Raw genomic sequence first — 26,499 nt, forward strand, 5'->3', positions numbered from 1 at the left:
CCCCCACCGCCCAGCGGGCAGGCTGACTTGACTGGCAGTTGCTATACCTCTTGGTATTCAACTGGATAATTATTGATGTCAGCTGCCCTCTCGGTGTTGCGCCATTTGCTCTATCGTCCCTGGTTACTGGCCACACTCGCGGCTACGGCCAGCGCGATCCTGCTGCTCATGGCCAGCGTCGGTGTGGCCATGCACCAGATGCAGCAAAGCGAAATCGAGCAGATGAACGCCAAGGGCGAGCGCTTTCTGGTGCGCCTGGAGCAGATCTTCGGTCAGCTGCGCGAAGGCGTCGATCAATTGCAGTCGCAACCCGTGCGCGGGTGCGATGCCAGCATGCTGACGGCTTTGCAGCAGGTCGCCTTCAATTATCGCTTCGTCTACGAAGCCGCTTACGTCGATGGTAATGTTGCCTGTTCCAACCGGGTTGGCGAGCGCACCATCAACCCGCTGCGGCCTGCGGATATCCAGGGCCCGACCTATAGCTACTGGCTTAACACTACCACCGAGCCGGATGACAACCTGGCGGCGCTGATGCTGGGCCGGGGCAAGTTCCTGGTCGCCACCTCACGCGGGCACATCACCGACGTGGTTGACCTGCCGCCCGAAGGCAGCCTGCTGGTGGTGCTCGACAACGGCACACGGGCGGTACCGGTGCTGGGCCCGCCGCAGGTCTGGCCGCCGTCCGCCGATTGGCCGCCGGCTTCAAGTGGTTCGCTGCTGGAGCTCCCGGATCGGCTGATCTACCGCATGCCGACCAAGTCACCGGACTATCAACTGGTGCTGATCGCGCCCAGGGCCAGTATGCCGCTGAAGATGAACGGCATTCTCTGGCTGTTGTTCCCCGGTAGCCTGGTACTGGCCTGGTGCATTGGCTGGCTGGTGTTACAGCTGATTCGCCAACGTCGCTCGATGAGTTCGGAGCTGCAGGGCGCGCTGCGCCGGGGCGAATTGCAGGTGCTTTACCAGCCTATTTTCGAGCTCAACAGCCGCCGCTGTGTCGGAGCCGAAGCACTGGTGCGCTGGCGTCGCTCGGATGGCACGCTAACCAGCCCGGACCTGTTCATCCCGTTGGCGGAGAACACCGGGCAGATCCGCCAGATCACCGATTTCGTCCTGCAGCGGGTGCTCGAGCAACTCGGCCAGTTGCTGCGCGCCAACCGCCAGCTGTACATCTCGGTCAACCTTGCCGCTTGCGATGTGATGGTGCCGAGAATCGGCCGGGTGGCGGCACGCCTGCTGGCCATGCACCACGTGGCGGCCAGCCAGATTGCCTTCGAAGTTACCGAGCGTGGGTTGATCGATGTGGTGGTGGCCCGGGACAACCTGCAAGCCTTGCGCGCGGTCGGGCACCAGGTGTTGATCGATGACTTTGGTACTGGCTACTGCAGCCTGGCCTACCTGCAAACCTTGCCGGTCGACTGCCTGAAGATCGACAAGGCCTTTATCGATGCTCTGGGCCATGACGCAGCCAGCAGCGGCGTGGCCCCGCACATCATCCGCATGGCCCATGCCCTGCAGCTAAGGGTGATTGCCGAAGGCATCGAGTACGAAGACCAGGCCCTGCTGCTCAATAGCGAAGGGGTCAATTATGGCCAGGGCTGGTTGTTCGCCCATCCGCTCAATGCACGCCAGTTCATCGAGCTGATCACCCGCGGCCGGCGGCTCGGGCCCCGGCGCATCGACGACGAAGCCTGAGCCGCAGGCGATTCAGACTGGCAAGGCCATATAGAACTGAGTGCCTTGCCCGGGCCGCGAGTACACACCCATGCGCCCGCCGTGCAACTGGACAATCTCCTTGCACAGCGCCAGGCCCAGGCCGGCACCGCCCTTTTTGCGTCCGACCTGGACGAAAGGTTCGAAGATTCTGCCCTGCTGGCCGTAGGCAATGCCCTCGCCGTTGTCTTCGATGCTGATAATCACCCGCTCGGCGTGGCGGCGTGCATGCAAGCGGATGCGCCCGGCGGTTGGCGTATGGCGCACGGCGTTGTCGAGCAGGTTGTCCATGACCCGGTCCAATTGCGCCGGATCGGCCTGGATACGCGGTAGCGGCGCAGTCAGCTCGACCTGCAGCTCGATCTGTTTGTCGTTGGCCGCGGCGGCAAAGCGTTCGCAGGCCCGGCCGAGCAGTTCGTCGATGGCGCAGGGGGTCAGGTCGAGTTTTTGCAGGCCGCTCTGGTAACGAGAGAAGTTCAGCAGGTCGTTGATTAGCTGGTTCAGGCGCTGCATCTCTTCGCCGATGGTGTCGGACAGATCGGCTTCCCGCGAGCCGGGGGCAAACTTCAGACGTTCGCGCAGCAGGCCGAAGGCCATGTGCATGCCGGTCACTGGCGTGCGCAGTTCATGAGACGCGCGCAGGACGAACTCGCTGCGTACCCGTTCGAAGGCACGTTGCTCGGTGACATCGTGCAGCACCATCACCGCGCCGAGGATTTGCCCTTGTGGGTGGCATACCGGCGTCAGGCTGTAGGAAAGCAGCCGGGTTTCTTCATCTATTTCCAGGCTGAGGTCGTCAGGCACGCGGTCGAGGGTGCCGCCGCGCAGTACCAGGCGCAGTTGCTCGTCCAGCTCCGGGCGTTGCAGGGCATCGCCAAGGCCTGTGCCCAGACGCGCATCTTCCCAGCCCAGTTGGCGCTGGGCGACCGGGTTGAGATGCTCCAGATGACCCTGGCGATCGATGATCAGCAGGCCGTCGTCGATACTGTCGAGCACCGCCTGCAAGCGCTGCTGGCCGGCCAGCACTTCGTCGATGTTGGTTGCCTGATGCTTGCGCAAAGCCTCGGCCATCAGGCCAAAGCGGCGGGTCAGCTGGTTCAGCTCCAGGGCGTGGGACACCGGCAGGGTGACCTCGAAGTTACCTTGGCCGATCTGGTCGGCCGCCTTGGCCAATGCTTCGATCGGCTGGCCGACCCGGCGGGCGATACCATGGGCGGTGACAAAACCGAGAATCAATACTGTCAGGCCCACCAGGCCGAGCAAACCGCCAATCAGCAGGGCGCGGTCATGGGCTTTCTGCTCGCTTTCATTAATGTGCTGCAAAGCGCGCTTGTGCGATTCGACCAGGTCGCTGCGCAACAGGTTGAAGGCATGGCCCAGGGGCTGGTCGGCGCCCAGGCTTTTCGAGGTGGCAGCACTGTTGCGGTAAGCCTGCAAAAAGGCCTGGTAGTCGAGGTTGGCCTTGGCAAAACCCTGGTCGCCCGGGCTTTCGTCGTCATGGTTGATGCCTTCGTCCAGTAGTTGCTGGAACTGGCGTTGCAAGGTTTCGAGGGCCGGCTTGTCCGGGGCGTCATCCAGCAGCAGGGTCAACTGCTCGCCCAGGTTCTGCCGCAGCTTCAGGCCCAGGTCGAGGGTTATCGAGTTTTCCCGCACCAGCGCCTGTTGCGCGCTGGCCATCTGCAGCACGCTGACCAGGCCCAGCAGCAAGCCGAACAGGGCGACGGTGATCAGCGCCGAAATGCTGAGGAAAAGCCGCGTGCGCAGCTTCATCGCCAGTTTCATAAGTTGTACTGCTTGCGCTTGCGGTACAGGGTCGAGGCGTCGATTCCGAGGGTCTTGGCGGCCTGGTCGAGGGTTTCGCTGGTGGCCAGCACCGCACCGATATGGGCGCGTTCCAGTTCATCCAGGCTCAGCGCCGCGCCAATGCGCGGAGCGTTGCTGGCCGGTTGTTCGGCCATGCCCAGGTGGCTGATCTCGACGCGCTCCTGGGCACAGATGATGCTCGCCCGCTCGACCACGTTGCGCAGTTCGCGGATGTTGCCCGGCCAGCGGTAGTTGAGCAGCGCGGCGCGGGCCTCGTCGCTGAAGGCGCGGGCCGGGCGCGAGTATTCCTTGACGAAGCGGGCAAGGAAGCGATCGGCCAGGGTGAGGATATCTTCACTGCGCTCGCGCAGGGGCGGCAGGTGCAGGGTGATGACGTTCAGGCGGTACAGCAGGTCTTCGCGAAAGCGCCCTTCGCGGACCATGTCCTCGAGGTTGAGGTTGGTCGCGGCGAGAATTCGCACATCGGCGCGGCGGGTCACCGGGTCGCCGACGCGCTCGTATTCCTTGTCCTGGATAAAACGCAGCAGCTTGGGCTGCAGGGTCAGCGGGAAATCGCCGATTTCATCGAGGAACAAGGTCCCGCCGTCAGCCTGGTTGACCCGCCCCAGGGTGCTTTCGCTGGCGCCGGTAAAGGCCCCGCGGCTGTGGCCGAACAGCTCGCTTTCCATCAGCTCGGCAGTCAGCGACGGGCAGTTGATGGTCACGCAGGCCTTACGCGCGCGTTTGCTCCAGCCGTGAATGGCGCGGGCCAGTTCGCCCTTACCGGTACCGGACTCACCGAGAATGAGGATGTTGGCGTCGGTGGTGGCAACCTGGCGAGCGGTTTCCAGCACCACCATCATGGCCGGGCTGTGTGAGTCGAGGCCGTCCTTGGGCTTACGCACTTCGCCTTCCAGCGCTTCGAGGCGCGCCGACAGCTGACGGACTTCCAGTTGCTTGGCCGTGGCCAGGCGCAACTGGTCCGGGCTGCAGGGCTTGACCAGGTAATCGGCGGCGCCGGCCTGGATCGCATCCACCGCCGTGTCGACCGCCGAATGCGCGGTGACGATCACCACGCGCATCCATGGCGCCTGGATACGCATCTGCGCCAAAACATCCAGGCCGTTGTCTTCGCCCAGGCGCAGGTCGAGGAAACACAAGTCGAAGACTTGCCGTTGCAGCAGGGTTTCGGCCTGCGCCGCGCTGTTGGCGGTGGCAACGCTGTAGCCTTCATCTTCAAGACAGTAACGAAAGGTTCGCAGGATGGCGGACTCATCGTCGACCAGCAGAATACGGCCTTGATGTTCCTGGGCTGACTCCATTTCCTACGCTCCTTTGAGAATGATCTAGGTTAGTGTCGGAAAAATCGGGCAAGTTGCATGGTTCATTCTGATTCATTCCGTTGCCTGCATGGTAGCCGTTCGCCCAATACTTATCTAACTCACTGAAAAATCAGCGGTTGTTTATCCGAAAGGAACTGGCACGAGTACTGCGAAGACAAAAGACTCTGAGCCCTCGGAGGTTTTCTCATGTTCGCGCCCTATCCGTTGGCAGTCGCCACTGCCCTGTTCCTGCTGCTGCCGATGGCCAGCAGCGCCGCCGAATCACCGGCTTCCAGCGTGCAGCAGGCGCGCCAGGAAGGCGCCTTGCAAACCGCCCTGGCGCTCAACCGCTTGCTCAACCCATACAAGATCGAGGTCAGGGTCGAGGGCAGTACGGCGCATTTGCGCGGCGAGGTCGAAAACCAGGTCGAGCGCCAGCTGGCCGAAGCCGTTGCTCTGGCCACCCGCGGCATCGAAGCGGTGCAGAACGACCTCAAAGTCAATGCCGAATTGGTCGAGCAACCTTTGGAGCGGCGCGCCTATGCCCAGCGCCTGGAAGACGCGACCCTCGCCTCGATCATTCGCGCGCGTCTGCTGTGGAGCACCCACACCCAGGCAGCACCTATAGAAGTCGACAGCCGTGAGGGCGTGGTGACCCTGCGCGGCCAGGTCAGTAGCGCCGAAGCCAAAGAGCTGGCGGGGGTACTGGCCGGCTCCACCGAGGGCGTTTACCTGGTCAACAACCTCATCAGCCTGAGTGCGGCCGATCTGGCCAGGCAGCGTGAAGAGCGCCAGCAACAGGTGACCGAACCGCAGCTCAGCGACGCCTGGATCAATGCCAAGGTGCAGACCAGCTTCATGTACAGCCGCAACCTCGATGGCCCGAACATCAAAGTGGCGACCCAGGATGGCGTGGTGCGGTTGTCCGGCGAGGTGGTCAGCAGCGAACAGAAGACCATCGCCATCGAGGTCGCCCGGCAGATTCGCGGCGTGCGCGGGGTGGATGCCGACATGCTCAAGGTAGCAACCAAGGTGCAGGGCTGATCATGCAAAACGCACGAACGCTTGAGCCCGATCGTGCAGGATACGTTTTAGGCTGAACCGATGTGTGTACTTAAGTTGTTGATTTATAAGGATAAAAAATAGTTCCAAAGGCTGGCATGCAGGCTGCAATGACTACATCAAGTCAACAATAAAAGCAGCAGGAGGAGCACGGCATGAACCGCCAAACCGCCACCCTAGTGCAGGTTTCTTCGCTTCAGCTGCGCCAGGGTCTGTTTTTCAGCCTGGCGCTGCTGCTGACCCTGATTGCCGGCCAGCTCTACAACAGCTGGGAAACCGCGCGCAGTGCCGAGCAGCTGGCTGCCCAGGCCGCGCTGGTGGCGCAGGTTCAGGCACAACGCCCGGTAGCTGCGCTGCAGGCCAGGGTCGCACTGTCTACGCCGGTGACCACTCCTGCCGTTGTCGACACTGCTGCACCACGTGATCGCTGGGTGTTTTAACCGAGCACCCAAGGACCTCTTCCAAAAACGGTAAGGAGAATCACCATGTTGAGTTGGGCCATCACCTTCCTGATTATCGCCATTGTCGCTGCCGTGCTGGGCTTCGGTGGTATCGCCGGCGCCGCTACCGGTATCGCGAAGATTCTGTTCATTATCTTCCTGGTGCTGTTCGTGGTGTCCTTCTTCTTTGGTCGCCGCGGTAGGGGCTGAGTATGAGCACAACGCTAGGCAGAGCCCTGGTTGCCGTCCTGATCATGGGCGGCAGCGCAGCGGCAATGGCGGCCAATGACGGCCAGGTCCGGGCCAACCAGATTCTTGGCTCGGACCCCGAATACCGGGAAACCTGGCAGGACGTGGTCAAAAACGAAGAACGCTTGCCCGACTGGGTCCTCAACCTGAGTGGTACTTCCGAGCAACAGATGTCGGCGGTTGAGGAAGATGGCGACAAGTATCTGGTCGGACCGTTGTGCGAATCCGAGCAGAAGTGCCTGAACAAGCGTCTGATTGTCGCCTTCAGTTGGGACAAGGACGAAGCCTACGGAATGCTGGTAGAAGTGCCCGAAGGCCTGCCGTCCGACAAGTCGCCCACACGCCACGCCGACTACCGTTGGCTGGGCAAGCCGGACGAAGGCATGCAGGCCCTGCTCAAGGAGCAGCTCAAGCGTGATCCGAACTGGTACTGAGGTGTTGCTCACACTTCTGTACATATATAGAAGCTGAACCTTTTTTCATTTCAGGCTTCTATGCTGCGCCGCCCGAGGAAGGCAGGCGCATGACCAGGGGGCCGGGCTGCTCTGATTGTTTCAGGATCGGAGGGGCCTAGGGGTACAGGGAGTACCTCCGATGAGGGCCGGGTCAGGTGAAGCGGTAGCGGAAGTTGCGGGTCGGACAACTGCCTTCAGGCAGAGGTGTCCGACCGGACTTCCGTAGCGCTCTTTACGGCGATCGCTTTTTCCCCCGCAACAAATTCGTTTTTCCTACCGAAGCTGTCGACGCATATTTTTGCCCGACCGTACATCGATATTTTTTCGCCCCGCCGTCCTGGCAAAGTCGCTGCGATTTCACCCATTCGGATTGTCGAACAAAGCCCTTTGTCACTCGGGCGCATACCTCTATATCGGCCGGATTATGGCGCTTTGGCCATCGTCGGATTTCCGAACGGTAGGCGAATAACCCATTGTGACGTACGTTTTGGCCGATAAACCTCATGCCGATTCGGCATGGGGTAGTCGTTTACGGCATTAGACGGAGCCCCCCCACGTGGGAATAGTTGCGCCTTTTTTCGCTGGCCTGAGCGTTCCTACGCTCGCTTGCGGTGACCTTTTACGGTGCCATCGGTAGATAACAAGAAACGATACGGATTGCTGGCAACAGCTCTGGGTCGCGGTTATCAGCCTGGTGGCCGTTTCCACTTGAAGAAAAGGTAACGACATGAAGAAGGCAAAGCTAAGCCTCGCCTGGCAGATCCTCATCGGTCTGGTACTGGGGATTGCAATCGGCGCTTTACTGAACCATTTCAGTGCAGAAAAGGCATGGTGGATCAGTAACGTCCTTCAACCTGCCGGTGACATCTTCATTCGCCTGATCAAGATGATCGTCATCCCGATCGTGATTTCGTCGCTGATCGTGGGTATCGCCGGGGTTGGCGATGCGAAAAAACTCGGCAGTATCGGCCTCAAGACCATTATCTACTTCGAGGTGGTGACCACCATCGCCATCGTCGTCGGCCTGGTCCTGGCCAACCTGTTCCACCCGGGCGCCGGCATCGACATGAGTACCCTGGGTACCGTCGATATCTCCAAGTACCAGGCCACGGCGGCCGAGGTTCAGCATGAGCATGCGTTCATCGAAACCATCCTCAACCTGATCCCGTCGAACATCTTCGCAGCGCTGATGCGCGGTGAGATGCTGCCGATCATCTTCTTCTCGGTGCTGTTCGGCCTGGGCCTGTCGAGCCTGCAGGCAGACATCCGCGACCCGCTGGTGAAAACCTTCCAGGGCGTCTCCGAAGCCATGTTCAAGGTCACTCACATGATCATGAACTACGCGCCAATCGGTGTGTTCGCGCTGATCGCGGTGACCGTCGCCAACTTCGGCTTCGCCTCGCTGCTGCCGCTGGCCAAGCTGGTGCTGCTGGTGTACTTCGCCATCGCCTTCTTCGCCTTCATGGTCCTTGGCCTGATCGCCCGCCTGTTCGGCTTCTCGGTGATCAAGCTGATGCGCATCTTCAAGGACGAACTGGTCCTGGCCTACTCCACCGCCAGCTCCGAGACCGTGCTGCCGCGCGTGATCGAGAAGATGGAAGCCTACGGTGCGCCGAAAGCCATCTGCAGCTTCGTGGTACCGACCGGCTACTCGTTCAACCTTGACGGTTCGACTCTGTACCAGAGCATCGCGGCGATCTTCATCGCCCAGCTGTACGGCATTGACCTGTCGCTGAGCCAGCAGCTGCTGCTGGTGCTGACCCTGATGGTCACCTCCAAAGGCATCGCCGGTGTACCGGGCGTGTCCTTCGTGGTCCTGCTGGCCACCCTGGGCAGCGTCGGTATCCCGCTGGAAGGCCTGGCGTTCATCGCCGGTGTCGACCGCATCATGGACATGGCCCGTACTGCCCTGAACGTAATCGGCAACGCCCTGGCGGTACTGGTTATCGCCCGTTGGGAAGGCATGTACGACGATGCCAAAGGCCAGCGCTACTGGAACTCGCTGCCGCACTGGCGCAGCAAGGAAGCCGTACCGGCTGGCAAGCCTGCCAGCAAGTAAGCGCTAACCTGGCTGTACGAAAAGCCCCGACCTGGTCGGGGCTTTTTTGTTGGTCTGGGCTGGGTACGTCGACGTTTATGGCGCGAAGCCAACCCGGCCCGCTATCATTTGCGCCATCTTTGGGGGGAACAACGGATGCTCAACGGCCTTTGGCTTGGTTTTTTCATTGTCGCGGCCATTTCGGCCATGGCCCAATGGCTGGTGGGCGGTAACGCCGGGATCTTCGCGGCAATGGTCGAAAGCATCTTCGCCATGGCCAAGCTCTCGGTCGAGGTCATGGTCCTGCTGTTCGGCACCCTGACCCTGTGGCTGGGCTTTTTGAAGATTGCCGAAAAGGCCGGCATCGTCGAATGGCTGGCCAAGGTTCTCGGCCCGCTGTTCGCCCGGTTGATGCCAGAAGTCCCGCCCGGCCACCCCGCCCTGGGCCTGATCACCCTCAACTTCGCCGCCAACGGCCTGGGCCTGGACAACGCCGCCACGCCCATCGGCCTCAAGGCCATGCGCGCGCTGCAGGAGCTCAACCCCAGCTCGACCACCGCCAGCAACGCGCAGATCCTCTTTCTGGTGCTCAACGCCTCGTCGCTGACCCTGCTGCCGGTGACCATCTTCATGTACCGCGCCCAGCAGGGGGCGATGGACCCGACCCTGGTGTTCCTGCCGATCCTGCTCGCCACCAGCGCCTCGACCCTGGTCGGCCTGCTGTCGGTGGCGGTAATGCAGCGCCTGCGCCTGTGGGACCCGGTGGTGCTGGCGTACCTGATTCCCGGTGCGTTGCTGCTGGGCGGTTTCATGGCGTTTCTCGGCACCCTGTCGGCTACCGCGCTGGCGGGGCTGTCGTCGATTCTCGGCAACCTGACCCTGTTCGGCCTGATCATCCTGTTTTTGGTGGTCGGCGCGCTGAAGCGGGTGAAGGTCTATGAAACCTTCGTGGAAGGCGCCAAGGAGGGCTTTGACGTCGCCAAAAGCCTGTTGCCCTACCTGGTTGCCATGCTCTGCGCCGTCGGCGTGCTGCGCGCCTCAGGGGCGCTGGAACTGGCTCTGGATGGTATCCGTCATGCAGTCGCGTGGCTGGGCTGGGACACGCGCTTTGTCGAGGGCCTGCCCACCGCGCTGGTCAAGCCGTTCTCCGGCAGTGCGGCGCGGGCAATGCTGATCGAAACCATGCAGACCCACGGCGTCGACAGCTTCCCGGCCCTGGTGGCAGCGACCATCCAGGGCAGCACCGAAACCACCTTCTACGTGCTGGCAGTGTATTTCGGCGCCGTCGGCATCCAGCGCGCCCGCCATGCGGTGGGTTGTGCGCTGCTGGCCGAGCTGTCCGGGGTGATCGCGGCGATCTTCGTCTGCTACTGGTTCTTCGCCTGAAGCTGAGCGGCCTGGTTTACCGTCCAGTCGACCAGTTGCTTCATCAACTGGTCGCTGGCTGAGCCGAAGCCGCTGACTACCGCGGCTACCTGCTTGTCGCTCAACGGCTGGCGTACTTCGAAGCGCTGGCTGGCAAGGATGCGCTGGCTACGGCCCTGCACCAGGCGGGCGTCGTAGCGGATCACCACGGCCAGGCCATCGGCGCTGTACTCGCTCTGGAAGGCCTGCAGTTCGCCGGCAATTTCATAATCGCTTTGCAGGTTGCTGTCGTCGGCGCTCAGGCGCTGCACGCGGCCGTCACGCTGGAAGGCATCGAGCATGCGGTTACGTAGCAACGTCGGCGCCGGGTCGCTCCAGCGCGCGCCCTTGTAGCTGCTGATCAGGTTGCCCTGCGGCACCACGGCGATGCGCGGGCTGTTCAGGGCATCACTGGCGATTGGCTTGTTGATCCGCAGCGACCACGGCGCGCTCTGTGTCAGCGAGCGGGTGCTTTGCGCCGAAGGCAGGCGATAAACATCGGCAGGCTCGGCCTGCGGCAGGATCGAGCAGGCGCTGCCCAGGCTCAGTGCAGTGGCCAGGGCCAGGTAGCGACAGGTACGGCTCATGGCTCGAACTCCTTGTTTTTGTCACGGCCCAGCAGGTAGCCGCTGGGGTTGGCTTCCAGGCGCTGGGAAATGCCCTTGAGCGAGGTCAGGGTGTCGCGTAGCTCGCGGATGGCCGGCGCCAGCTGGTTGAAGCCCTGGGCGCCGCCATCGATGGCTTCGCGGTTGTCATTGAGCAGCTTGTTGATGGTTTCGGTGCTTTGCGCCAGCGACTGCATGGCTTGTTCGGCACTGCCGAACATCTGCTTGCCCTGGCTGCTGAGCAGGCCATTGGCGTTGCGCATCAGTTCGCTGGTCTGTTCGAGCATGGCGCCAGCCTGCTTGCCGACCTGGGCCAGTTGCTGGATACCCTCGCGGATGTCACCACGCTGGTCGTTGAAGGCGCCGGTGGTCTGTTCAAGGTTGCTCAGGGTGTTGCTCAGGCGGGTGACGTTGTCTTCGGAGAACAGCTGGTTGGCGTTGTGCACCAGGGCGTTGATGTTGGTCATCAGGTCGCTGCTGTCGTCCAGCAGGCGGGCAATCGGCGACGGTGAGGCGACGATTACCGGCAGTTTGCCGTCCTTGCCCTTGAGCTCCGGGCTTTGCGGCGTGCCGCCACTGAGCTGGATGAACGAGGTGCCGGTGATGCCGGTCAGGGTCAGCTTGGCCAGGGTGTCTTCCTTGACCGGCGTATCGGCGCTCAGGCGCACCTGGGCCAGGACCCGGCGCGGGTCGTTGGGGTCCAGGCGCAGGCTGGTGACGTCGCCGACCTTGATACCGCTGTACTGCACCGAGCTGCCCCGGGACAAACCGGACACGGCCTCGTTGAATACCACCTGGTAATCCTTGAAGGTGCTGTCGACGCTCGACTTGGTCAGCCACAGGCCGAACAGCATGGCGCCGGCCACCACCAGCACGGTGACCAGGCCGATCAGGACATGATGTGCACGGGTTTCCATCTCAGAGCTCCTTGGGCGCTGTAGCGGCCTGATACGCCGCGCGGCCACGCGGGCCATGAAAATAATCGTGAATCCAGGTGTCGTCGGTGTCTTCAACCTCGGCGATAGGCCCGGCCACCAGCACCTTCTTCTGCGACAGTACGGCGACGCGGTCGGTGATGGTGTAGAGCGTATCGAGGTCGTGGGTGATCAGGAACACGCTCAAGCCCAGGGCGTCGCGCAGGGTCAGGATCAACTGGTCGAAGGCCGCTGCGCCAATCGGGTCGAGGCCGGCGGTGGGTTCGTCGAGGAACAGGATGTCCGGATCCAGCGCCAGCGCCCGGGCCAGGGCCGCGCGCTTGATCATGCCGCCGGACAGCGACGAGGGGTATTTGTCTGCCGCCGAAATCGGCAAGCCGGCCAGCGCCAGCTTGACCCCGGCCAGGTGCTCGGCATCGGCGCGGCTCAGGCCTGCGTGTTCGATCAGCGGCAAGGCGACGTTCTCGGTGACAGTCAGCGACGAGAACAACGCGCCCTTCTGGAACAGCACGCCGAAACGCCGCTCGACCAGCGAGCGTTGCTCGTCGCTGGCATTGCTCAAGTCCTGGCCGAACACTCGCACCTGGCCTTCGTTGGGTCGGCGCAGGCCGACGATGCTGCGCAGCAACACCGACTTGCCGCTGCCCGAGCCACCGACCACGGCGAGGATCTCGCCGCGGTAAAGGTCCAGGTCGAGCTGCTCGTGCACGCTCTGGGTACCGAAGCGGTTGCAGATGCCGCGGGCCTCGATCACCGCTTCACGTGGCTTTGTGTGGATCTCGCTCACCAGCCCATCTCCATGAAGAACAGCGCCGCCACGGCATCCAGGACTATGACCACGAAGATCGACTGGACCACGCTGGAGGTGGTGTGGGCGCCGACCGATTCGGCGCTGCCACTGACCTTGAAGCCCTCAAGGCAGCCGATGGCGGCGATCAGGAAGGCGAAGAACGGGGCTTTGACCAGGCCGACCAGAAAGTGCTGCACGCCGATATCGCTTTGCAGCAGCGACAGGAACATCGCCGGCGAGATACCCAGTGACAGCGCGCAGACCACCGCGCCGCCGATAATGCCGCAGAGCATGGCGACAAAGGTCAGCAACGGCAGTGCGATCAGCAGTGCAAGCACCCGCGGCACCACCAGCAATTCAACCGGGTCGAGGCCCAGGGTACGGATGGCGTCGATCTCTTCGTTGGCCTTCATCGAGCCAATTTGCGCGGTGAAGGCACTGGCGGTGCGCCCGGCCATCAGGATGGCGGTCAGCAGCACGCCGAATTCCCGCAGGAACGAGAATGCCACCAGATCGACGGTAAAGATGCTCGCGCCAAAGCTGGCCAGCACCGTGGCGCCAAGAAAGGCCACCACCGCCCCCACCAGAAAGGTCAGCAAGGCAACAATGGGCGCGGCGTCCAGGCCAGTCTGCTCGATATGCGCAACCACCGAGGTGACCCGCCAGCGCTTGGGCTGGAACAGGCGCAGGAACAGGGTTTGCAGGATCAGGCCGACGAAGCCGAGGATCTGCAGGGTGTCTTGCCACAGGGTGTCAACTGCGCGGCCGATGCGGGTGAGCAGCTGGATCAGTACCGAGCGCTCGGGTTGTTTTTCCGGGATGCAGAAGTCTTGCACCGAGCAATACACGGTCTTGAGCAGCGCCTGGCTGGCGGCGGGCAAGTGCGTGGCGGTTTCGGTCAGCCGCGCCAGGCGTTCGGCGCCCAGCAGCTCGACCAGCAACGCCGCACCGGCGGTGTCGAGCTTGCCGAGCTGGTCGAGGTCGACCTCGGTAGAGGCGTCGTACTGGCCGGCCAGGCTGTCGCTGCTGCGCTTGAGGCTGGTGTAGTTGGCCAGGGTCCAGTCACCGACGATCCGCAGCCGTGGCGGGCTGCTTGCAGTGTCCAGGGTGGCGCTGGCGTGTGTAGTCATAGGCTCCATGCAGTCCGACCAACGGTTCGCAGCCTCAGAGCATAGCGTTACTCGGCCGCGGGTGCTTGACCATCGTCAACCACCTTGAAGCGCAGTACACCGATGACCTGGCCGTCTTCGGTGAGCACCCGCACCTGCCAGCGCCCCACCGGGTTGCCGGGGAAGTTCTGCTTGTGGGTCCAGGCGCGGTAGCCTTCCTTGCGCCCGCCATGGATGTCCAGGGCGATGCGGTCAACCTCTTTGCCCTCGAATTGCCAGACGTGGTAAATCCGCTCGTTCAGCCCGCGTGGGGCGTTGATCGCGGTGAAGGCATAGAGGCCTGCGCGTATTTCACTGGCTTTGATCTGCTCCAGGCTCTTGCCCGGGGTGCGGTTCTCGACCTGGGTGCTGACTGCCACTTCGGTCATCCACAGGGTTGCCGGCGGCACCCAGGAACGCAGCATCCAGCCGCCGGCGCCGACGGCCAGGGTCATCACCACCAGCATGATCCCCCGGCGCCAGTGGCTGATCGGGAAGCTGCTGGCCAGGCTTGGGAACGACAGCAGCATGGCGATGCCCAGGGCCAGCTTGAAGCTCTGCGAGGTGGTCAGGTGGAGGATGATCGGCAGCGCGGTGAGCAACGCGGCAAACAGCGTCAGGGTATGCAGCGCCAGGTACAGCCAGCGCCGCGGCGCCAGCCACTTGTAGTACAGCGGGTCGATGATCGAGATCAGCCCGGCGGCGGCGAGAATGCCGGTGAACACCAGTTGGCCGCTGTTCCAGGTGGTGGTGACGAAGAAAAACGGCAGGACGAAGAACAGGCTTTCCTGGTGGATCATCTGCGTTGCGTAGCGCAACAGCGGCTGGGGGATTTCGCGCTTGAAGACTTTGGCGAAGACCTTGGTGAAGGTGTTCTCGAGCATCAGCCAGATCCAGCTGATGAGCATGACGATGGCAATCCAGCTGGCCAGGCTTTCCTGGCGATCGACCAGGATGAAGCTGCCGACACCGGAGATGAAACCGCCGAGGGCGATGACCCCGGGGTAGCGCTTGATCAGCTCGATCAAGCGCTGGAGGTAAAGAGGCATGAAGGTGTTCGCAAGGTCAGGTAAAAACCATCACAGGATACTCTGTAGGAGCGGGCTTGCCCCGCGATGATTTCAGCGCGAACGCCGCCGCCCCCAGATAAGCACCCCGGCCAGCAATACCCCCACTGCCAGCGCCACCCAGCCATACAACTCGTCGTAACTGAGCAGTGGCTTCTCGATCCGCACATAGCCGGGCTCGGCCAGCAACTGCTGCAGGGCCTGGTTGGCATCTGCCAGGCTGATCCGGCGCAAGGCCCGCGCCGGATCGGCAAAGCGCCCTTCGTCAAAGTCGTTCAAGGCGCCCCAGTAGTAATCGGCCAGGGCGCTATTGCCCTGGGTCGACCAGGCTTCGCGGTCGATGGCGGCCTGCTTGATACGCTGGAAGGTCGCCGGGTCCAGGCCGTTCTTGCGCAGGCGCTCGAGCATGGCCGCCAGGGCTTGCTCGGCGGCATCGACATCGGCGCGGTCGAGGTCGGCGTTGAGCACCATCAGCCCGGTATCGCCGAAGCTCTCGCGTTGGCTGAACGGGCCGTAGGAAAACCCGTGCTTGAGCCGCAGTTCGTCGTAGAGCGCCCAATCCAGGTAGCGCTGGAGCAGGTCCCAGGTCTGGCCATGGTCGTTGTCCAGTACCGGCTCGAGGAACAGCCAGTGCAGACGCGCGCTGTCGCCCAGCCAGCCGCGAACCAACTCCCGGCGTGCCTCGGCTTTGTGGGTGACGCCGTCCAGTACCCGGCGCTCGCCTGGTTCGACCGCTGGCAGCTCGCCATAGGTGCGTTCCAGATAAGCCGGCAGCAGGCGGTCGAGGCCGCCAACCACGATCAGGGTCATGTTGTTGGCCGCGTACCAGTGCTGGCGCAGGTCGTTGACCTGCTCCAGGGTCATGTCCTCGATCGACGAGCGTTCGGCGCATTTGAGCCCCAACTCCACGGCCAGCTGGTCACTGGCCGGGTGGCCGAGGTCCTGGCGGTCGAGCCAGCGCTGCAGGTGCGAGTAATGGCCACCGTCTTCGCGCTCGACGATGCGCTTGGACAGCTCCAGGGCCTTTTCATCGATCTGGGTGTCGTTGATCACCGCCAGCAGCAGGTCGAGCACCTTGCGCTGGTTGCGTGCCGGCGCCTCGATGACGAAGGTGGTATCGGCGCTGCTGGTATAAGCGTTCCACTCCCCGCCCAGCGCTTGCATGCGCTCTTCCAGGCCGCCCTCACCGCCCTCGTCGATACCGCTGAACAGCAAGTGTTCGAGCAGGTGCGGCAGCTCCTGGCGCTCGCAGGGAAAATCATCGAAGCCGACACCGACCACCAGGCGGATCGAAACATGGTTGCGCTCGTAACCTGACTTGAGCACCACCTGCAGACCGTTGGGCAGCAGGTAGCCCTCGACCTGGGAGCGGTCGAGGGCAAAGCCGGGCGCGCAGCCCAGCAGCAGGCAAATGAACATCAGGCAACGCATGGCGAGCTTCCTTGCGGGAGTTCTTGGGGTGTCGCGATCACGGTGAATGAGCGTCGTCCGGCACGCTGTCGAGCAGCAGGCCGCCAGTATCGGCGCCGCCCAATACCACATAGGCACTGCTGCAGAACAAGGAGTTCAATCGTTTCATGTCGGCGATCAGCTCCAGGTGCAACGAACTGGTCTCGATACTTTGCACCACTTTACGTTGCAACCGGCTGACATGGGCATGGGCCAGGCGCCGCTCCTGGGCGCGGAAGCGGCGTTTTTCCCGCAGCAGCTGGCGGGCGCTTTCCGGGTCGGCGCTGAGAAACACCGACAGGCCCAGGCGCAGATTGGACAGCAACTGGCTGTGCAGGCCGGTCAGTTCTTCCAGGCCCACCTCGGAAAACTCGCGGCGCTGCGAAGTCTTCTGCTGCTGGACCTTGCGCAGCATGCGCTCGATGAGGTCGGCAGCCAGCTTGAGGTTGATCGCCAGCTCAATGATCTCGGCCCAGCGCCGGCTGTCCTGCTCGCTGAGGTCTTCGCGGGGCATTTGCGCCAGGTACAGCTTGATGGCGTTGTACAGCGCCTCGACGTCCTCGCCCAGGCCGCGCATCTGCTGGGTCATGGCGGTCTGGGTACCGCGCAACACGTTGAGCATGGCATCGAGCATGCTGTCGACCAGGTCGCCCATGCGCAGGGTTTCGCGCACCGCGTTGGCCAGGGCCAGGCTTGGCGTGGTCAGTGCGGTCGCGTCGAGGTGACGCGGACGGGCGCGGCCGTTGGCTTCTTCGCGCTCGGGCAGCAACCATCTGCACAGGCGGCCCATGGGCGTCACCGTCGGCAACAGGATCAGACAGCGCAGGGTGTTGTAGAGCAGGTGAAAGCCGATCACCAGCTCCTGGGGGCTGAAACTCAGGCTGTCCATCCACGCCACCAGCGGATGCAGCACGGGAATGATCAGCACCAGGCCGATCAGCTTGTACAGCAAGCTGCCCAGTGCCACCTGGCGCCCGGCGGCGTTTTGCATGCTGGTGCTAAGAAAGGCCAGCAGGCCGCTGCCGATGTTGGCGCCAATGACCAGGCCGATGGCCACCGGCAGGCTGATCAGCTCGGCGCCGGCCAGGGTGGCGGTGAGCAGCACGGCGGCAAGGCTGGAGTAGGAAATCAATGCGAACAGGGCGCCGACCAGGGCATCGAGGAGGATATCGCCGGTCAGCGAGGCGAACAGTACCTTCACCCCCTGGGCATGGGTGATCGGCGCCGCCGCTTCGACGATCAGCTGCAGGGCGAGGATGATCAGGCCCAGGCCGATACCGACGCGGCCCAGTTGCCCGGCGCGGGTCTGCTTGCGGGAAAGAAAGAAGATTACCCCGAGAAAGATCAGCAGCGGCGACAGCCATGACAGGTCAAAGGTCAGCACCCGCGCCATCAGCGCGGTACCGACATCGGCGCCGAGCATGATCGCCAGCGCCGGGGTCAGGCCCATCAGGCTCTGGCCGACGAACGAGGTCACCAGCATCGCCGTGGCGTTGCTGCTTTGCACCATCGCCGTCACCAGGATGCCGGCGATAAACGCAAGCGGGCGCTTGGACATGTTCTGGCTCAGCACCCGGCGCAGGTTCGAGCCGTACACCCGCAGGATACCGGTACGCACGATGTGCGTGCCCCAGATCAGCAACGCCACGGCGGAAAGCAGATTGAGCAGGGTCAGCATTGAAAAGGCCCCCTGTTGTGCGCCCCAGCGGGGCAAATGGATGATGCCGTGAGCCTGTCCTGCTGCCAGGCGGTTTTTCCCAGTGCTCACTTAAGCTGTAGTCGGCCAATGGCCGTGGCGCCAGCATCGCATAGCCACGCCAGCCTTTGAAACAAAACTGTCATGACGCAAGATGAAAAAAGGGCCCTGCGCAGGGCCCTTTTCACCAGCACCGGGATTACTGACCCGGGATGTCCTTGCGAAGTTTCACCGGATCGCTCTGTTGCTTCTTCTTGGCCATGGCCGTGCGCATCTTGATGTTGATCGCCTCGACCGCCAGCGAGAACGCCATGGCGAAGTAGACGTAGCCTTTGGGTACGTGAACGTCGAAGGATTCGGCAATCAGCACGGTCCCGACCACGATCAGGAACGACAGGGCGAGCATCTTCAGTGACGGGTGCTTGTCGATGAAGTTACTGATGGCGCCGGCGCAGAGCATCATCACCAGCACCGCGACGACGATCGCGGCGATCATCACCGGTACGTGGGAAACCATGCCCACCGCGGTAATCACCGAGTCCAGGGAGAAGACGATGTCGATGATGGCGATCTGGATGATGGTGTAGAAGAACTTGCCGCCGGCGCCGCTTGGCTCGTCGCTGGTTTCGTCTTCACCTTCCAGGCCGTGGTAGATCTCCTGGGAGCTTTTCCACAACAGGAACAGGCCGCCGAAGAACAGGATCAGGTCGCGCCCGGAAATACCCTGGCCGAACACCACGAACAGGTCGGCGGTCAGGCGCATGACCCAGGTGATCGACAGCAGCAGGAGGATGCGGGTGACCATGGCCAGCGCCAGGCCGAAGATCCGGGTGCGCTGCTGCATGTGCTTGGGCATGCGGCTGACCAGGATCGAGATCATGATGATGTTGTCGATACCGAGAACGATCTCAAGCGCCGTCAGAGTAAAAAAGGCAACCCAGATCTCTGGGCTGGTCAGCCATTCCATGTGTATTCCTTCGAACGATGTAAGCACAACGCCCCAGGCGATGGGGCGCGGCAGCGGTTAGGTGATTCTGTTGTCTTATAGGCTACTGAACAGGGGGAAAATTCCCATGAGCAGCGCGGCGAGCATTATGCACAGGCAGATCAGCACTGCCCACTTCAGGGTGAAGCGCTGATGATCGCCGAACTCGATGCCGGCCAGGGCCACCAACAGGTAGGTAGAGGGTACCAGCGGGCTGAGCAGATGCACGGGTTGGCCGACGATCGACGCGCGGGCCATTTCCACCGGCGAGATGCCATAGTGGCTGGCCGCTTCCGACAGTACCGGCAACACCCCGTAGTAGAAGGCGTCGTTGGACATGAAGAAGGTGAACGGCATGCTTACGACTGCGGTAATCACCGCCAGGTAAGGCCCCAGCGCATCAGGAATGACCGCCAGCAGGCTCTTGGACATGGCATCGACCATGCCGGTGCCGGAGAGGATGCCGGTGAAGATACCGGCGGCAAAAATCAGCCCGGTCACCGCCAGCACGCTGCCCGAATGGGCGGCGATACGGTCTTTCTGCTGCTGCAGGCACGGATAGTTGACGATCATGGCGATACTGAAGGCGATCATGAACAGCACCGGCAGCGGCAGCAGACCCATGATCAGCGAGACCATCAGCACGGCGGTCAGCGCGCCGTTGAACCACAGCAGTTTCGGGCGACGGGCGTCGGGGAACTGCGAAACGCTGATTTCGCTGTGATCGATCTCATCACCGGGCAGGTGCAGTTCACCCAGGCGCGCGCGTTCCCGCTTGCCGTAGGCGTAGGCAATTGCCAACAGGGCGACGACACCAGCGAGCATCGCCGGAATCATCGGTACGAAGATGTCCGAGGGGTCGACATGCAGGGCGCTGGCGACGCGCGCGGTCGGGCCACCCCAGGGGGTCATGTTCATGATGCCGCCGGCAAGGATGATCAGGCCGGCCATGATCCGTGGGCTCATGCCCAGGCGGCTGTACAGCGGCAGCATGGCGGCCACGCAGATCATGTAAGTGGTGGCGCCGTCGCCATCCAGCGACACCACCAGGGCCAGCACGGCAGTGCCGACCGAGACTTTCAGCGGGTCGCCCTTGACCAGTTTGAGGATCTTGCGCACGGCCGGGTCAAACAGGCCGGAGTCGATCATCAGGGCGAAATACAGGATCGCGAACATCAGCATGACCCCGGTCGGCGCCAGTTTGCTGATGCCTTCGAGCATCATCGGGCCGATCTTGGCGGAAAAACCACCGAACAGGGCGAACAGGATCGGTACCAGGATCAGCGCGATCAAGGCCGACAGGCGCTTGGTCATGATCAGGTACATGAAGGTGATGACCATGGCAAAGCCGAGGAAGGTCAGCATGGGAGTACTCCAGGCGTAGCGCGGCGAAGGAAGAACGATTCGGGCGGATCAGCGCACAGGGCGCAGCGCGTGGAATAACGGAGGGATTGCTGCAGGGAGGCGGGCATAGGAAAGCATCAGTATCACCATTGTTGTTGTTAATTGGGCCGGGCGCCGCATGCAACGAACGGGGCCCTGGCTGACCGGTCTTGTGCCGGTAGTGGTGGCAATCCTAAGGTGGGAAGCTTTCAGCCAGCTTTCGCTGGCCCAAAGCCGACGAGAGGTGCATTGTTGGTTATCAGCCTGTAGGCAACAGGAGGGAGCGATGAGTGATACGTACGAAGGCGGCTGCCATTGCGGCGCCCTGCGCTACCGGATTCAAGGTCCGTTGACGGATGTTGCCCACTGCCATTGCTCGGTGTGCCGACGGGTCAGTGGTGGTTTGCTGATCACCTGGCTGACCGTGAGTTGCGAGGATTTCCAATGGTTGAGCGGTACGCCGCAGCGCTACGACTCGTCTGCCAGTTGCGTGCGCTATTTCTGCAGCCGGTGCGGGGCGCATGTGGCGCTGACCACCGATCTGAGCCCGCAGAGCATCGATGTTACCGTGACCACTCTCGACCAGCCGCAGCTGGCGGCACCGAACCGACATATCTGGATCGATAGCCGCCTACCCTGGTTGCACCTGGACGAGCATCTGCCCGGCGAGCCCGGGGAGACGCTCTAGGCGTTCAGCGGCTTACTCGATGATCACCCCGCCCAGGCCCTTGGGAGTGTTGAACGACTGACCGCGCAGCTGTTCGGCCTGGCGCAGGATGATCTGCGCCTGACGGTTGCCCGGATCCTGGCTGAGCACCCGGTTGGCCAGTGAGCGCGCGGTGGCGCCGTCGCGGCGGGCCAGGGCACTACGCGCCTGGCTCAGCTGCTGGCCCACCAACCCGGCGTTGGCTGCCGGCGCCACCGGTCGTTGCACCGGCCGGGCAACAGGTGCCACCCGCGGCTGTACTGGCGGTGCCGAGCGCGCCTGCTGCTCCAGTTGTTGCTGGCGTTTGGCAAGCTGGGTCTGTTCGTCATGAAGCTGTTGCTCCTTGGCCGCCAGCTCACGGGCTTGCTGCTCGCGCTGCGCCTGTTCGGCTGCTGCCTTGCGCGTTGCTGCAGCGCTTGCGGCAGCGGCGGCGGCCTGGGCTTGGGCCTGCTGATCGCGTTGCTGACCCTCTAGCCCGGCCTGTGCGCGTTGCAGCAAGCTGATGGCGCGCGGGTCCTTGCTTTCGATGCGCAGGGCGCTTTCGGCCTTTTCCAGTGCGCAGTTGTACTGGTTCAGTCGCAGGCAGCCCTGCCCTGCGGCCAGTTCTGCCTCGAACTGCTGCAAGGCCTTGCGAGCGTTCATCTGATAGGCCGCATAACCACCCACCGCAACCAGCACGGCGATGGCCAGCGCGGCCTGGCGCGCGACATTGCGTGGTTTGCTCACCTGGGCCACGACCGGCGCTTGCGGCGGCGCGGTGGCTGCCACGGTGCGCTCGATCTCGGCGCTGGAGATGGTCACTTGCCGTGGCGGCTCGGGCGCTTTGGCCACCGGTGCCGGGGCTGTCGGCGTTTCGCTCGCGACAACGACCGCTGCCACGGCTGCCGGAGCGGCAACCGGTGCGCTGGTCACCACCTGGCTGCTGGCACCGCAATATGGACAGAACAGCACCGGGCCACACAGGGCCTTGCCACACTCGCCATTGGCGCAGTTGAGGGGAAAGGCCGGTTTTTTCGCAGATGCGGACATAGGGCTCAGGCCTTCCTCAGTTCACAGGCGGTGGTGCCATCGGCGCGACGGGCGGTGGCGTGCCTACCGGCGGCGCCGCAGCAGGGGCCGGGGCAAACAGATGGGCAAGCTCGAGGATCTGTCCGGCGCTCAGCCAGGCGGCCATGCCTTCGCGCCACAGCAGGCTGTCGCGGGTGATCTGGCCGGTTTGCACATACTGTTGCAGCTGGCTGCTGGTGTACGGGCCGTAGTTGCTGCCAGCCACGCTCAGGTGATAGCTGAACTGCGGCGTAGCCACCGGTGGCGGCGCGATACCGGCAACACCTGGAGGTGGCGCAGCCATGCCCGGCATCGGTGCCGGTGCGGCGCTGGCGGCCGGCTGGAACAGCGCGTCGAGCCAGCCGCTGCTGAAGCACTCCTTGCGCAGGGTGCGTTTTTCGCTGTGCTCGTCATGCACTTCGTCGCGATAGACGTCGGCGCGTGAGCCGTTGACCGGTTCGGCGAATTGCTCCAGCAGCGCTCGCGCCTGCTCTACCAGGCGTTCCGCGGTATCCGGGGCCTGGCGCTTGAGGCGGTTGTCGTACTCGTTCTTCAGCAGCTCAGCGATCTTGTACGGGAAGGTCTGGTACAGCGACGACACCCCAAGCTCGTTCTGGCGCATCTGCGGCTTGTAGGCGCCGCGGCGCAGGTCTTCGAACAGCGCGACCATGGCCGCCAGCTGCTGCGGGCTGCGCAGTTGCTCGTAACGCTGGCGCAACTGGTCTTCGATGTCTTTGCGTTGCACCTGGTTCAGACCGTTCTGACGGATCGCGAACTCGTCACCGATGCTGAAGTAGTCCTGGTCGATCATCAGCTCGTAACGTTCCGACGGGTTGCGCCGCAACACCCCAACGGCCACCGCGTGCAGGTACAGCTTGAAGTCTTCGGCGAACTGGCGGTACTGCTCCTGGGTGAACTGGATCGGCTGTACGAACTGGCTGATACGCTTGTGGCTGTGCAGCGGAATCGTCGTGCTTTCCTTGCGGTAGCTGGCCAGGTAGGTCGGCAGCGGGGTCAGGGCCGGCAGCGGGAAGCCGCTCAGCTCAGTGAAGCAGATCAGCTTGCCCGGGGTGCCGGACTCGACGAACTGGATCTGCCCGGCAGTCATGCCGGTGCCCTGCGGCAGGCACTGGGCGAGCATGGCGCCGTAGGTGCGCTTGAATTCGTTGGCATCCTGCACGCCCACCAGGCAGGTGTAGCGGTCCTTGACGATGCCGAAGCCGCCGGTGAGGTTCAGCGGCGCCCAAGGCATGGCCCGTTGCAGTAGCTGACGGAATTTTTCCCGCTGTTCGTCCGGGGTCAGCGCGGCCAGGGCGCTGAGCAGCGGGTCGATGCCCTGGTTTTGCTTGGGCAACTGCTGCACGGCCTTGCTGCGCAGTTTGCCCAGCAATTCTTCCTGGCCCTCTTCGTCCTGCAGTTTGCCGAACAGCACCTTGGAGCCGCCAAAGTCCTTGAAGGCGTCTTTGGCCCACTCGCGCACCTGGGCGCCATCGACGACCTGTTCCTCGCTGCTTTGCACCAGTGCCAGCGGGATCAGGGTGGCGTGTTTTTCCTTGATGCTGGCGTCGATCTTGCTGATATCGGTTTCGATCCGGCGCAACAGCTGGTCAACCGCATTGCGTCCGTCCTGCAGGCGGCCAACGAAGCCGTTCCATACTGCACGGCCGCTGTGGTCGACCGACTCCTTGCGGCCCAGCCACTCGGACAGCTCGCGCAGCAGTTGCGCCGCTTCACGGGCAGCGACATGGCGCACGTAGAACAGCAGGCTGTCGCGCAAGGTGTCCTTGACCTGGGTGAGTACGGTCTCGGCCTGTTTGTCCTTGCCGCTCAGGCGGGCCATCAGGCCGCCGCCGGTGGTTTCCTTGAGGCGTTCGAACTCGCGGGCCAGCTCCGAGGATTCCAGCTTCTCGGCCAGTTCCTTGAAGCGCGCGGCGTTCTTTTCCAGTGCCGGGATGATCCCGCTGCCTTCGTTTTCGAGGCGGTCCTTGAGCATCTCGACCAATGCCAGGGTGTAATCCAGGCCGCCCCGCTCATCGTCGTCCAGGCGCCGGAAGAGTTTTTCCGGCAGGGCGTCTTCGCGTACCAGTTCGGCCAGGCGGCGCTGGCGGTTTTCCTTGATGCGCACTTCGTGGTTGCGTTCGGCGCTGTCGATGTTGCTGCCCTTGGTGTCGCGCTCCAGCTGCTGCTGGATTTCACGCACGTGGGTCAGCCACTGGTCCTTGTCGGCGCCGCCATTTTGCAGGCGCTCGAAGAGCATCTCGACCTTTTGCTCGATTTGCGCGGTGACGCTGTTGTCGCCCTCGACCAGCAGCAGGTCGTCAGCCACCTGATAGTGGGTGAACTCACCGGTGGCCAGGGTCAGCTCGACCTTGGAAAGGAAGTCCGGCAGCTCGGTGAAGGTGCGCGCAGTGACGTTCAGTTGCTCGCGCAAAAAGTCATCGCGCTCGCGGTCGGTTGGCCGGTTGTCGTTGGCCGCGGCGTTGGCGATGCCGAAGAAGGCCTTGAGCATCTGCTGCACCTGACGGCTCAGGCGCACGTTCTGCCGTGCATCGATCTGGGTGTCGAGCACCGCCTGGCCCAGCGCGGAGTACGAGCACGGGAAGCGCAGCTCGGTATCGTCGCCGTAGTCCTGCGGCAGGCGCACGGTGTAGGAGCGGATCTTGTGCTGGTTCTGGTTGACCGCGATCGAGCGCTTCTTGTTGGCGAAGTCCTGGGAGGTGAAGTCGGTGAACAGCACGTCCGACAGCATCTCGTAGATGTCTTCCTGGTCGCTGGTCTTGGCCTGGGCGACGTTGCTGTTGTCGACGATGTAGACGTCGTCGTACGGACGGCTGTCGATGAACAGGTTGTCGGTTGCGTCCCAGTGCTTGACCAGGCGGTTGCCGCGCATGCTGGTTTCCAGCTCCATCAGTGCCGCGTAGCCGTTGGCCTGCACGCGCTCGGTGTTGAAGGCATGGAAGCCGCCGGGGAGGACGAAGAACAGGTCGACCTTGCCGGCAATGTTGTTCTCCTTGAGGATCGCCTTGGCCAGGTAACCCATGTCGAGGAACGAGCCGGAACCGGTGCCGCCGGCGGCCGAACCGCTGATGACGATGCGGATCTTGCCCGGGTCGATTTCCAGGCCGAGCTTTTTCAGCTTGTCGGCATGGCCACCGATGTTGGCCAGCAGGCGGTTGACCTTGTCGCGCAGCTTGTCGCGGATCACCGGGTACTTGTCGTAGAAGTACAGGCGCGACAGCGCGCGGATCTGCCCGGCACCCTTGGACGGGTCGATACCCAGGGCGCGGATCTTGTCCGGGGTCAGCGGGAACCACTCGGCCACTTCCCGGTGGCGGTTGAGCTCGTCCATCGAGTGGGTGTACTTGCTCAGGTTGAGCGGCTCGATGATCTTTTCTTCGGAGGTGAAGGCGACCTGCTCGGCGAGCACGTCGGTCTTGATCGACTTGCCGTCCTGAGTGACTTCGCCGGCATCCAGGTCGAAGTTGACGAACTGTACCAGGGGGAAATCGGCAATCTGCTGAACCTGGTTGTTGCCGCCCCAGATCGCATTGAGAATGCGCCGGCGCAGGCGGATGTTCACCTTCATGCCGGTACCGCCCAGGGCGATGAACAGCGTCGGGTGGATCTTCTCGCTGACCGCGTTCAGCGCCGCCGGGCCGGAAGGTTGTGCATTCTCGTTCATCTTCAAACTCCATGAGCCCTGGCTGGGCTGGCCGAGTCAGCTCGGCGTACTAAATCCATCATCGGTTGAAGCGTCAGGCCTGGCCTGACGCGGGCGCAGCAAGCCTGGCTCAGCGTTTGGCCGAGAAGGTCATCAGCCAGGCCACCAGCGAAATGCCGGCCACGCCAGCCAGTGGCGCCAGGTACAGCGGGGTGAGGAACTGCCCGGAGTTGATCACCGCCAGCACCGCCATGGCCGAAACCAGCAGCAGGCCGAGGAACAGGAACCAGCCAGAGGCGTTGGCACGGCTTGGCGCCACGCGCTCACGCACGCGCCAGTTGGCGTAGGCGTTCTTGATCACGAAGAAGATCAACGCCAGCACCACCAGCACGGCCACGCCGACCAGGGCATCGCGGCTGTCGACTTTTTTCGGGCCCAGGTCCAGCACTGGCGTCGGCACGCTCAGGGTGGAGGTGCTGGTGGCCGGAGCGGCTTCGTTTTCTACTGGGGCTGGCAGGGAGCTGGTTTGGGTCATGACAGG

Annotated in this window: 22 protein-coding genes; 8 read left to right on the forward strand and 14 right to left on the reverse strand. The window is 63.1% G+C overall.

Going from position 1 to position 26,499, the window contains the following annotated elements; genetic code table 11:
* Nucleotides 1-75 precede the first annotated feature (75 nt).
* Nucleotides 76-1,695, forward strand: a complete 1,620-nt coding sequence (locus tag ACIOVF_RS26875) for an EAL domain-containing protein (protein WP_045200651.1) — start codon at nucleotides 76-78, stop codon at nucleotides 1,693-1,695.
* A gap of 12 nt (nucleotides 1,696-1,707) precedes the next feature.
* On the opposite strand, the gene ACIOVF_RS26880 is transcribed toward ACIOVF_RS26875, so the two are convergent.
* Together ACIOVF_RS26880 and algB are read right to left on the reverse strand one after the other, a co-directional pair.
* A complete protein-coding gene (locus ACIOVF_RS26880) occupies nucleotides 1,708-3,495 on the reverse strand; it encodes a KinB sensor domain-containing domain (protein ID WP_045200649.1) in 1,788 nt (595 codons plus the stop codon).
* Nucleotides 3,492-4,838: a sigma-54-dependent response regulator transcription factor AlgB gene (gene algB, locus ACIOVF_RS26885; RefSeq protein WP_038997810.1), complete on the reverse strand. Its 1,347-nt coding sequence runs from the start codon at nucleotides 4,836-4,838 to the stop codon at nucleotides 3,492-3,494. Before algB ends, ACIOVF_RS26880 begins: the two co-directional genes overlap by 4 nt.
* Before the next feature lie 207 nt (nucleotides 4,839-5,045).
* On the opposite strand from algB, the gene ACIOVF_RS26890 reads away from it, so the two are divergent.
* From ACIOVF_RS26890 to ACIOVF_RS26915, 6 genes are all read left to right on the forward strand, one after another.
* Nucleotides 5,046-5,882 (forward strand): BON domain-containing protein, encoded by an 837-nt coding sequence (locus tag ACIOVF_RS26890; protein WP_401293862.1) that lies wholly within the window; start codon nucleotides 5,046-5,048, stop codon nucleotides 5,880-5,882.
* 173 nt (nucleotides 5,883-6,055) lie between these two features.
* Entirely contained in the window at nucleotides 6,056-6,340 is a 285-nt protein-coding gene (locus tag ACIOVF_RS26895) for a hypothetical protein (protein WP_093377582.1), read from the forward strand.
* Between the two features lie 45 nt (nucleotides 6,341-6,385).
* Nucleotides 6,386-6,550, forward strand: coding sequence for a DUF1328 domain-containing protein (locus ACIOVF_RS26900; protein WP_010222609.1), 165 nt, complete (start codon nucleotides 6,386-6,388; stop codon nucleotides 6,548-6,550).
* 2 nt (nucleotides 6,551-6,552) lie between these two features.
* Nucleotides 6,553-7,023 (forward strand): inhibitor of vertebrate lysozyme family protein, encoded by a 471-nt coding sequence (locus ACIOVF_RS26905; protein ID WP_401293866.1) that lies wholly within the window; start codon nucleotides 6,553-6,555, stop codon nucleotides 7,021-7,023.
* Between the two features lie 748 nt (nucleotides 7,024-7,771).
* A complete protein-coding gene (gltP, locus tag ACIOVF_RS26910; RefSeq protein WP_038997805.1) occupies nucleotides 7,772-9,103 on the forward strand; it encodes a glutamate/aspartate:proton symporter GltP in 1,332 nt (443 codons plus the stop codon).
* Nucleotides 9,104-9,238: 135 nt separating this feature from the next.
* On the forward strand, nucleotides 9,239-10,468 hold the full coding sequence (locus tag ACIOVF_RS26915) for a nucleoside recognition domain-containing protein (protein ID WP_045200636.1): 1,230 nt from the start codon (nucleotides 9,239-9,241) through the stop codon (nucleotides 10,466-10,468).
* On the opposite strand, the gene ACIOVF_RS26920 is transcribed toward ACIOVF_RS26915, so the two are convergent.
* From ACIOVF_RS26920 to ACIOVF_RS26960, 9 genes are all read right to left on the reverse strand, one after another.
* Complete coding sequence (locus tag ACIOVF_RS26920; protein WP_401293870.1) at nucleotides 10,450-11,073, reverse strand: ABC-type transport auxiliary lipoprotein family protein; 624 nt, start codon at nucleotides 11,071-11,073, stop codon at nucleotides 10,450-10,452. The two genes, ACIOVF_RS26915 and ACIOVF_RS26920, sit on opposite strands and share 19 nt — an antisense overlap.
* A complete protein-coding gene (locus ACIOVF_RS26925; protein ID WP_045200632.1) occupies nucleotides 11,070-12,008 on the reverse strand; it encodes an MlaD family protein in 939 nt (312 codons plus the stop codon). Before ACIOVF_RS26925 ends, ACIOVF_RS26920 begins: the two co-directional genes overlap by 4 nt.
* A gap of 1 nt (nucleotide 12,009) precedes the next feature.
* Nucleotides 12,010-12,804: an ABC transporter ATP-binding protein gene (locus ACIOVF_RS26930; RefSeq protein ID WP_401293899.1), complete on the reverse strand. Its 795-nt coding sequence runs from the start codon at nucleotides 12,802-12,804 to the stop codon at nucleotides 12,010-12,012.
* 5 nt (nucleotides 12,805-12,809) lie between these two features.
* Nucleotides 12,810-13,955, reverse strand: a complete 1,146-nt coding sequence (locus tag ACIOVF_RS26935; protein WP_045200628.1) for an ABC transporter permease — start codon at nucleotides 13,953-13,955, stop codon at nucleotides 12,810-12,812.
* A gap of 38 nt (nucleotides 13,956-13,993) precedes the next feature.
* A complete protein-coding gene (locus tag ACIOVF_RS26940) occupies nucleotides 13,994-15,013 on the reverse strand; it encodes a DUF5924 family protein (RefSeq protein WP_045200627.1) in 1,020 nt (339 codons plus the stop codon).
* Nucleotides 15,014-15,085: 72 nt separating this feature from the next.
* The gene (locus ACIOVF_RS26945; RefSeq protein WP_401293874.1) at nucleotides 15,086-16,462 is read right to left on the reverse strand and encodes a M16 family metallopeptidase; all 1,377 of its coding nucleotides are present in this window, start codon (nucleotides 16,460-16,462) and stop codon (nucleotides 15,086-15,088) included.
* 37 nt (nucleotides 16,463-16,499) lie between these two features.
* Nucleotides 16,500-18,158: a Na/Pi cotransporter family protein gene (locus ACIOVF_RS26950; RefSeq protein ID WP_195885389.1), complete on the reverse strand. Its 1,659-nt coding sequence runs from the start codon at nucleotides 18,156-18,158 to the stop codon at nucleotides 16,500-16,502.
* Between the two features lie 217 nt (nucleotides 18,159-18,375).
* Nucleotides 18,376-19,143 carry a TerC family protein gene (locus ACIOVF_RS26955; RefSeq protein WP_045200621.1) on the reverse strand — a complete coding sequence of 256 codons (768 nt, stop codon included), beginning with the start codon at nucleotides 19,141-19,143 and terminating at the stop codon, nucleotides 18,376-18,378.
* 75 nt (nucleotides 19,144-19,218) lie between these two features.
* A complete protein-coding gene (locus ACIOVF_RS26960) occupies nucleotides 19,219-20,526 on the reverse strand; it encodes a CitMHS family transporter (RefSeq protein WP_401293879.1) in 1,308 nt (435 codons plus the stop codon).
* Between the two features lie 304 nt (nucleotides 20,527-20,830).
* Here ACIOVF_RS26960 and ACIOVF_RS26965 point away from each other — a divergent pair, with 304 nt between their 5' ends.
* Nucleotides 20,831-21,232, forward strand: coding sequence for a GFA family protein (locus ACIOVF_RS26965; RefSeq protein WP_093377550.1), 402 nt, complete (start codon nucleotides 20,831-20,833; stop codon nucleotides 21,230-21,232).
* A 12-nt stretch (nucleotides 21,233-21,244) separates the two neighbouring features.
* Here the strand turns inward: ACIOVF_RS26965 and ACIOVF_RS26970 are convergent, their stop codons facing one another.
* From ACIOVF_RS26970 to ACIOVF_RS26980, 3 genes are all read right to left on the reverse strand, one after another.
* A complete protein-coding gene (locus ACIOVF_RS26970) occupies nucleotides 21,245-22,279 on the reverse strand; it encodes a hypothetical protein (protein WP_401293882.1) in 1,035 nt (344 codons plus the stop codon).
* 16 nt (nucleotides 22,280-22,295) lie between these two features.
* The gene (locus ACIOVF_RS26975) at nucleotides 22,296-25,979 is read right to left on the reverse strand and encodes a tubulin-like doman-containing protein (protein WP_213602792.1); all 3,684 of its coding nucleotides are present in this window, start codon (nucleotides 25,977-25,979) and stop codon (nucleotides 22,296-22,298) included.
* Nucleotides 25,980-26,088: 109 nt separating this feature from the next.
* The gene (locus tag ACIOVF_RS26980) at nucleotides 26,089-26,493 is read right to left on the reverse strand and encodes a hypothetical protein (RefSeq protein WP_045200613.1); all 405 of its coding nucleotides are present in this window, start codon (nucleotides 26,491-26,493) and stop codon (nucleotides 26,089-26,091) included.
* Between the last annotated feature and the right edge of the window lie 6 nt (nucleotides 26,494-26,499).

Origin of the sequence: Pseudomonas sp. NPDC087612 (assembly GCF_044743505.1) — a bacterium.
GTDB lineage: Bacteria > Pseudomonadota > Gammaproteobacteria > Pseudomonadales > Pseudomonadaceae > Aquipseudomonas.

What these genes read in the sequence shown, in the direction of transcription:
- ACIOVF_RS26875 (WP_045200651.1), top strand. Translation starts at nt 76, where the DNA reads ATGTCAGCTGCCCTCTCGGTGTTGCGCCATTTGCTCTATCGTCCCTGG.
- ACIOVF_RS26880 (WP_045200649.1), bottom strand. Translation starts at nt 3,495, where the DNA reads ATGAAACTGGCGATGAAGCTGCGCACGCGGCTTTTCCTCAGCATTTCG.
- algB (WP_038997810.1), bottom strand. Translation starts at nt 4,838, where the DNA reads ATGGAGTCAGCCCAGGAACATCAAGGCCGTATTCTGCTGGTCGACGAT.
- ACIOVF_RS26890 (WP_401293862.1), top strand. Translation starts at nt 5,046, where the DNA reads ATGTTCGCGCCCTATCCGTTGGCAGTCGCCACTGCCCTGTTCCTGCTG.
- ACIOVF_RS26895 (WP_093377582.1), top strand. Translation starts at nt 6,056, where the DNA reads ATGAACCGCCAAACCGCCACCCTAGTGCAGGTTTCTTCGCTTCAGCTG.
- ACIOVF_RS26900 (WP_010222609.1), top strand. Translation starts at nt 6,386, where the DNA reads ATGTTGAGTTGGGCCATCACCTTCCTGATTATCGCCATTGTCGCTGCC.
- ACIOVF_RS26905 (WP_401293866.1), top strand. Translation starts at nt 6,553, where the DNA reads ATGAGCACAACGCTAGGCAGAGCCCTGGTTGCCGTCCTGATCATGGGC.
- gltP (WP_038997805.1), top strand. Translation starts at nt 7,772, where the DNA reads ATGAAGAAGGCAAAGCTAAGCCTCGCCTGGCAGATCCTCATCGGTCTG.
- ACIOVF_RS26915 (WP_045200636.1), top strand. Translation starts at nt 9,239, where the DNA reads ATGCTCAACGGCCTTTGGCTTGGTTTTTTCATTGTCGCGGCCATTTCG.
- ACIOVF_RS26920 (WP_401293870.1), bottom strand. Translation starts at nt 11,073, where the DNA reads ATGAGCCGTACCTGTCGCTACCTGGCCCTGGCCACTGCACTGAGCCTG.
- ACIOVF_RS26925 (WP_045200632.1), bottom strand. Translation starts at nt 12,008, where the DNA reads ATGGAAACCCGTGCACATCATGTCCTGATCGGCCTGGTCACCGTGCTG.
- ACIOVF_RS26935 (WP_045200628.1), bottom strand. Translation starts at nt 13,955, where the DNA reads ATGGAGCCTATGACTACACACGCCAGCGCCACCCTGGACACTGCAAGC.
- ACIOVF_RS26940 (WP_045200627.1), bottom strand. Translation starts at nt 15,013, where the DNA reads ATGCCTCTTTACCTCCAGCGCTTGATCGAGCTGATCAAGCGCTACCCC.
- ACIOVF_RS26945 (WP_401293874.1), bottom strand. Translation starts at nt 16,462, where the DNA reads ATGCGTTGCCTGATGTTCATTTGCCTGCTGCTGGGCTGCGCGCCCGGC.
- ACIOVF_RS26950 (WP_195885389.1), bottom strand. Translation starts at nt 18,158, where the DNA reads ATGCTGACCCTGCTCAATCTGCTTTCCGCCGTGGCGTTGCTGATCTGG.
- ACIOVF_RS26955 (WP_045200621.1), bottom strand. Translation starts at nt 19,143, where the DNA reads ATGGAATGGCTGACCAGCCCAGAGATCTGGGTTGCCTTTTTTACTCTG.
- ACIOVF_RS26960 (WP_401293879.1), bottom strand. Translation starts at nt 20,526, where the DNA reads ATGCTGACCTTCCTCGGCTTTGCCATGGTCATCACCTTCATGTACCTG.
- ACIOVF_RS26965 (WP_093377550.1), top strand. Translation starts at nt 20,831, where the DNA reads ATGAGTGATACGTACGAAGGCGGCTGCCATTGCGGCGCCCTGCGCTAC.
- ACIOVF_RS26970 (WP_401293882.1), bottom strand. Translation starts at nt 22,279, where the DNA reads ATGTCCGCATCTGCGAAAAAACCGGCCTTTCCCCTCAACTGCGCCAAT.
- ACIOVF_RS26975 (WP_213602792.1), bottom strand. Translation starts at nt 25,979, where the DNA reads ATGAACGAGAATGCACAACCTTCCGGCCCGGCGGCGCTGAACGCGGTC.
- ACIOVF_RS26980 (WP_045200613.1), bottom strand. Translation starts at nt 26,493, where the DNA reads ATGACCCAAACCAGCTCCCTGCCAGCCCCAGTAGAAAACGAAGCCGCT.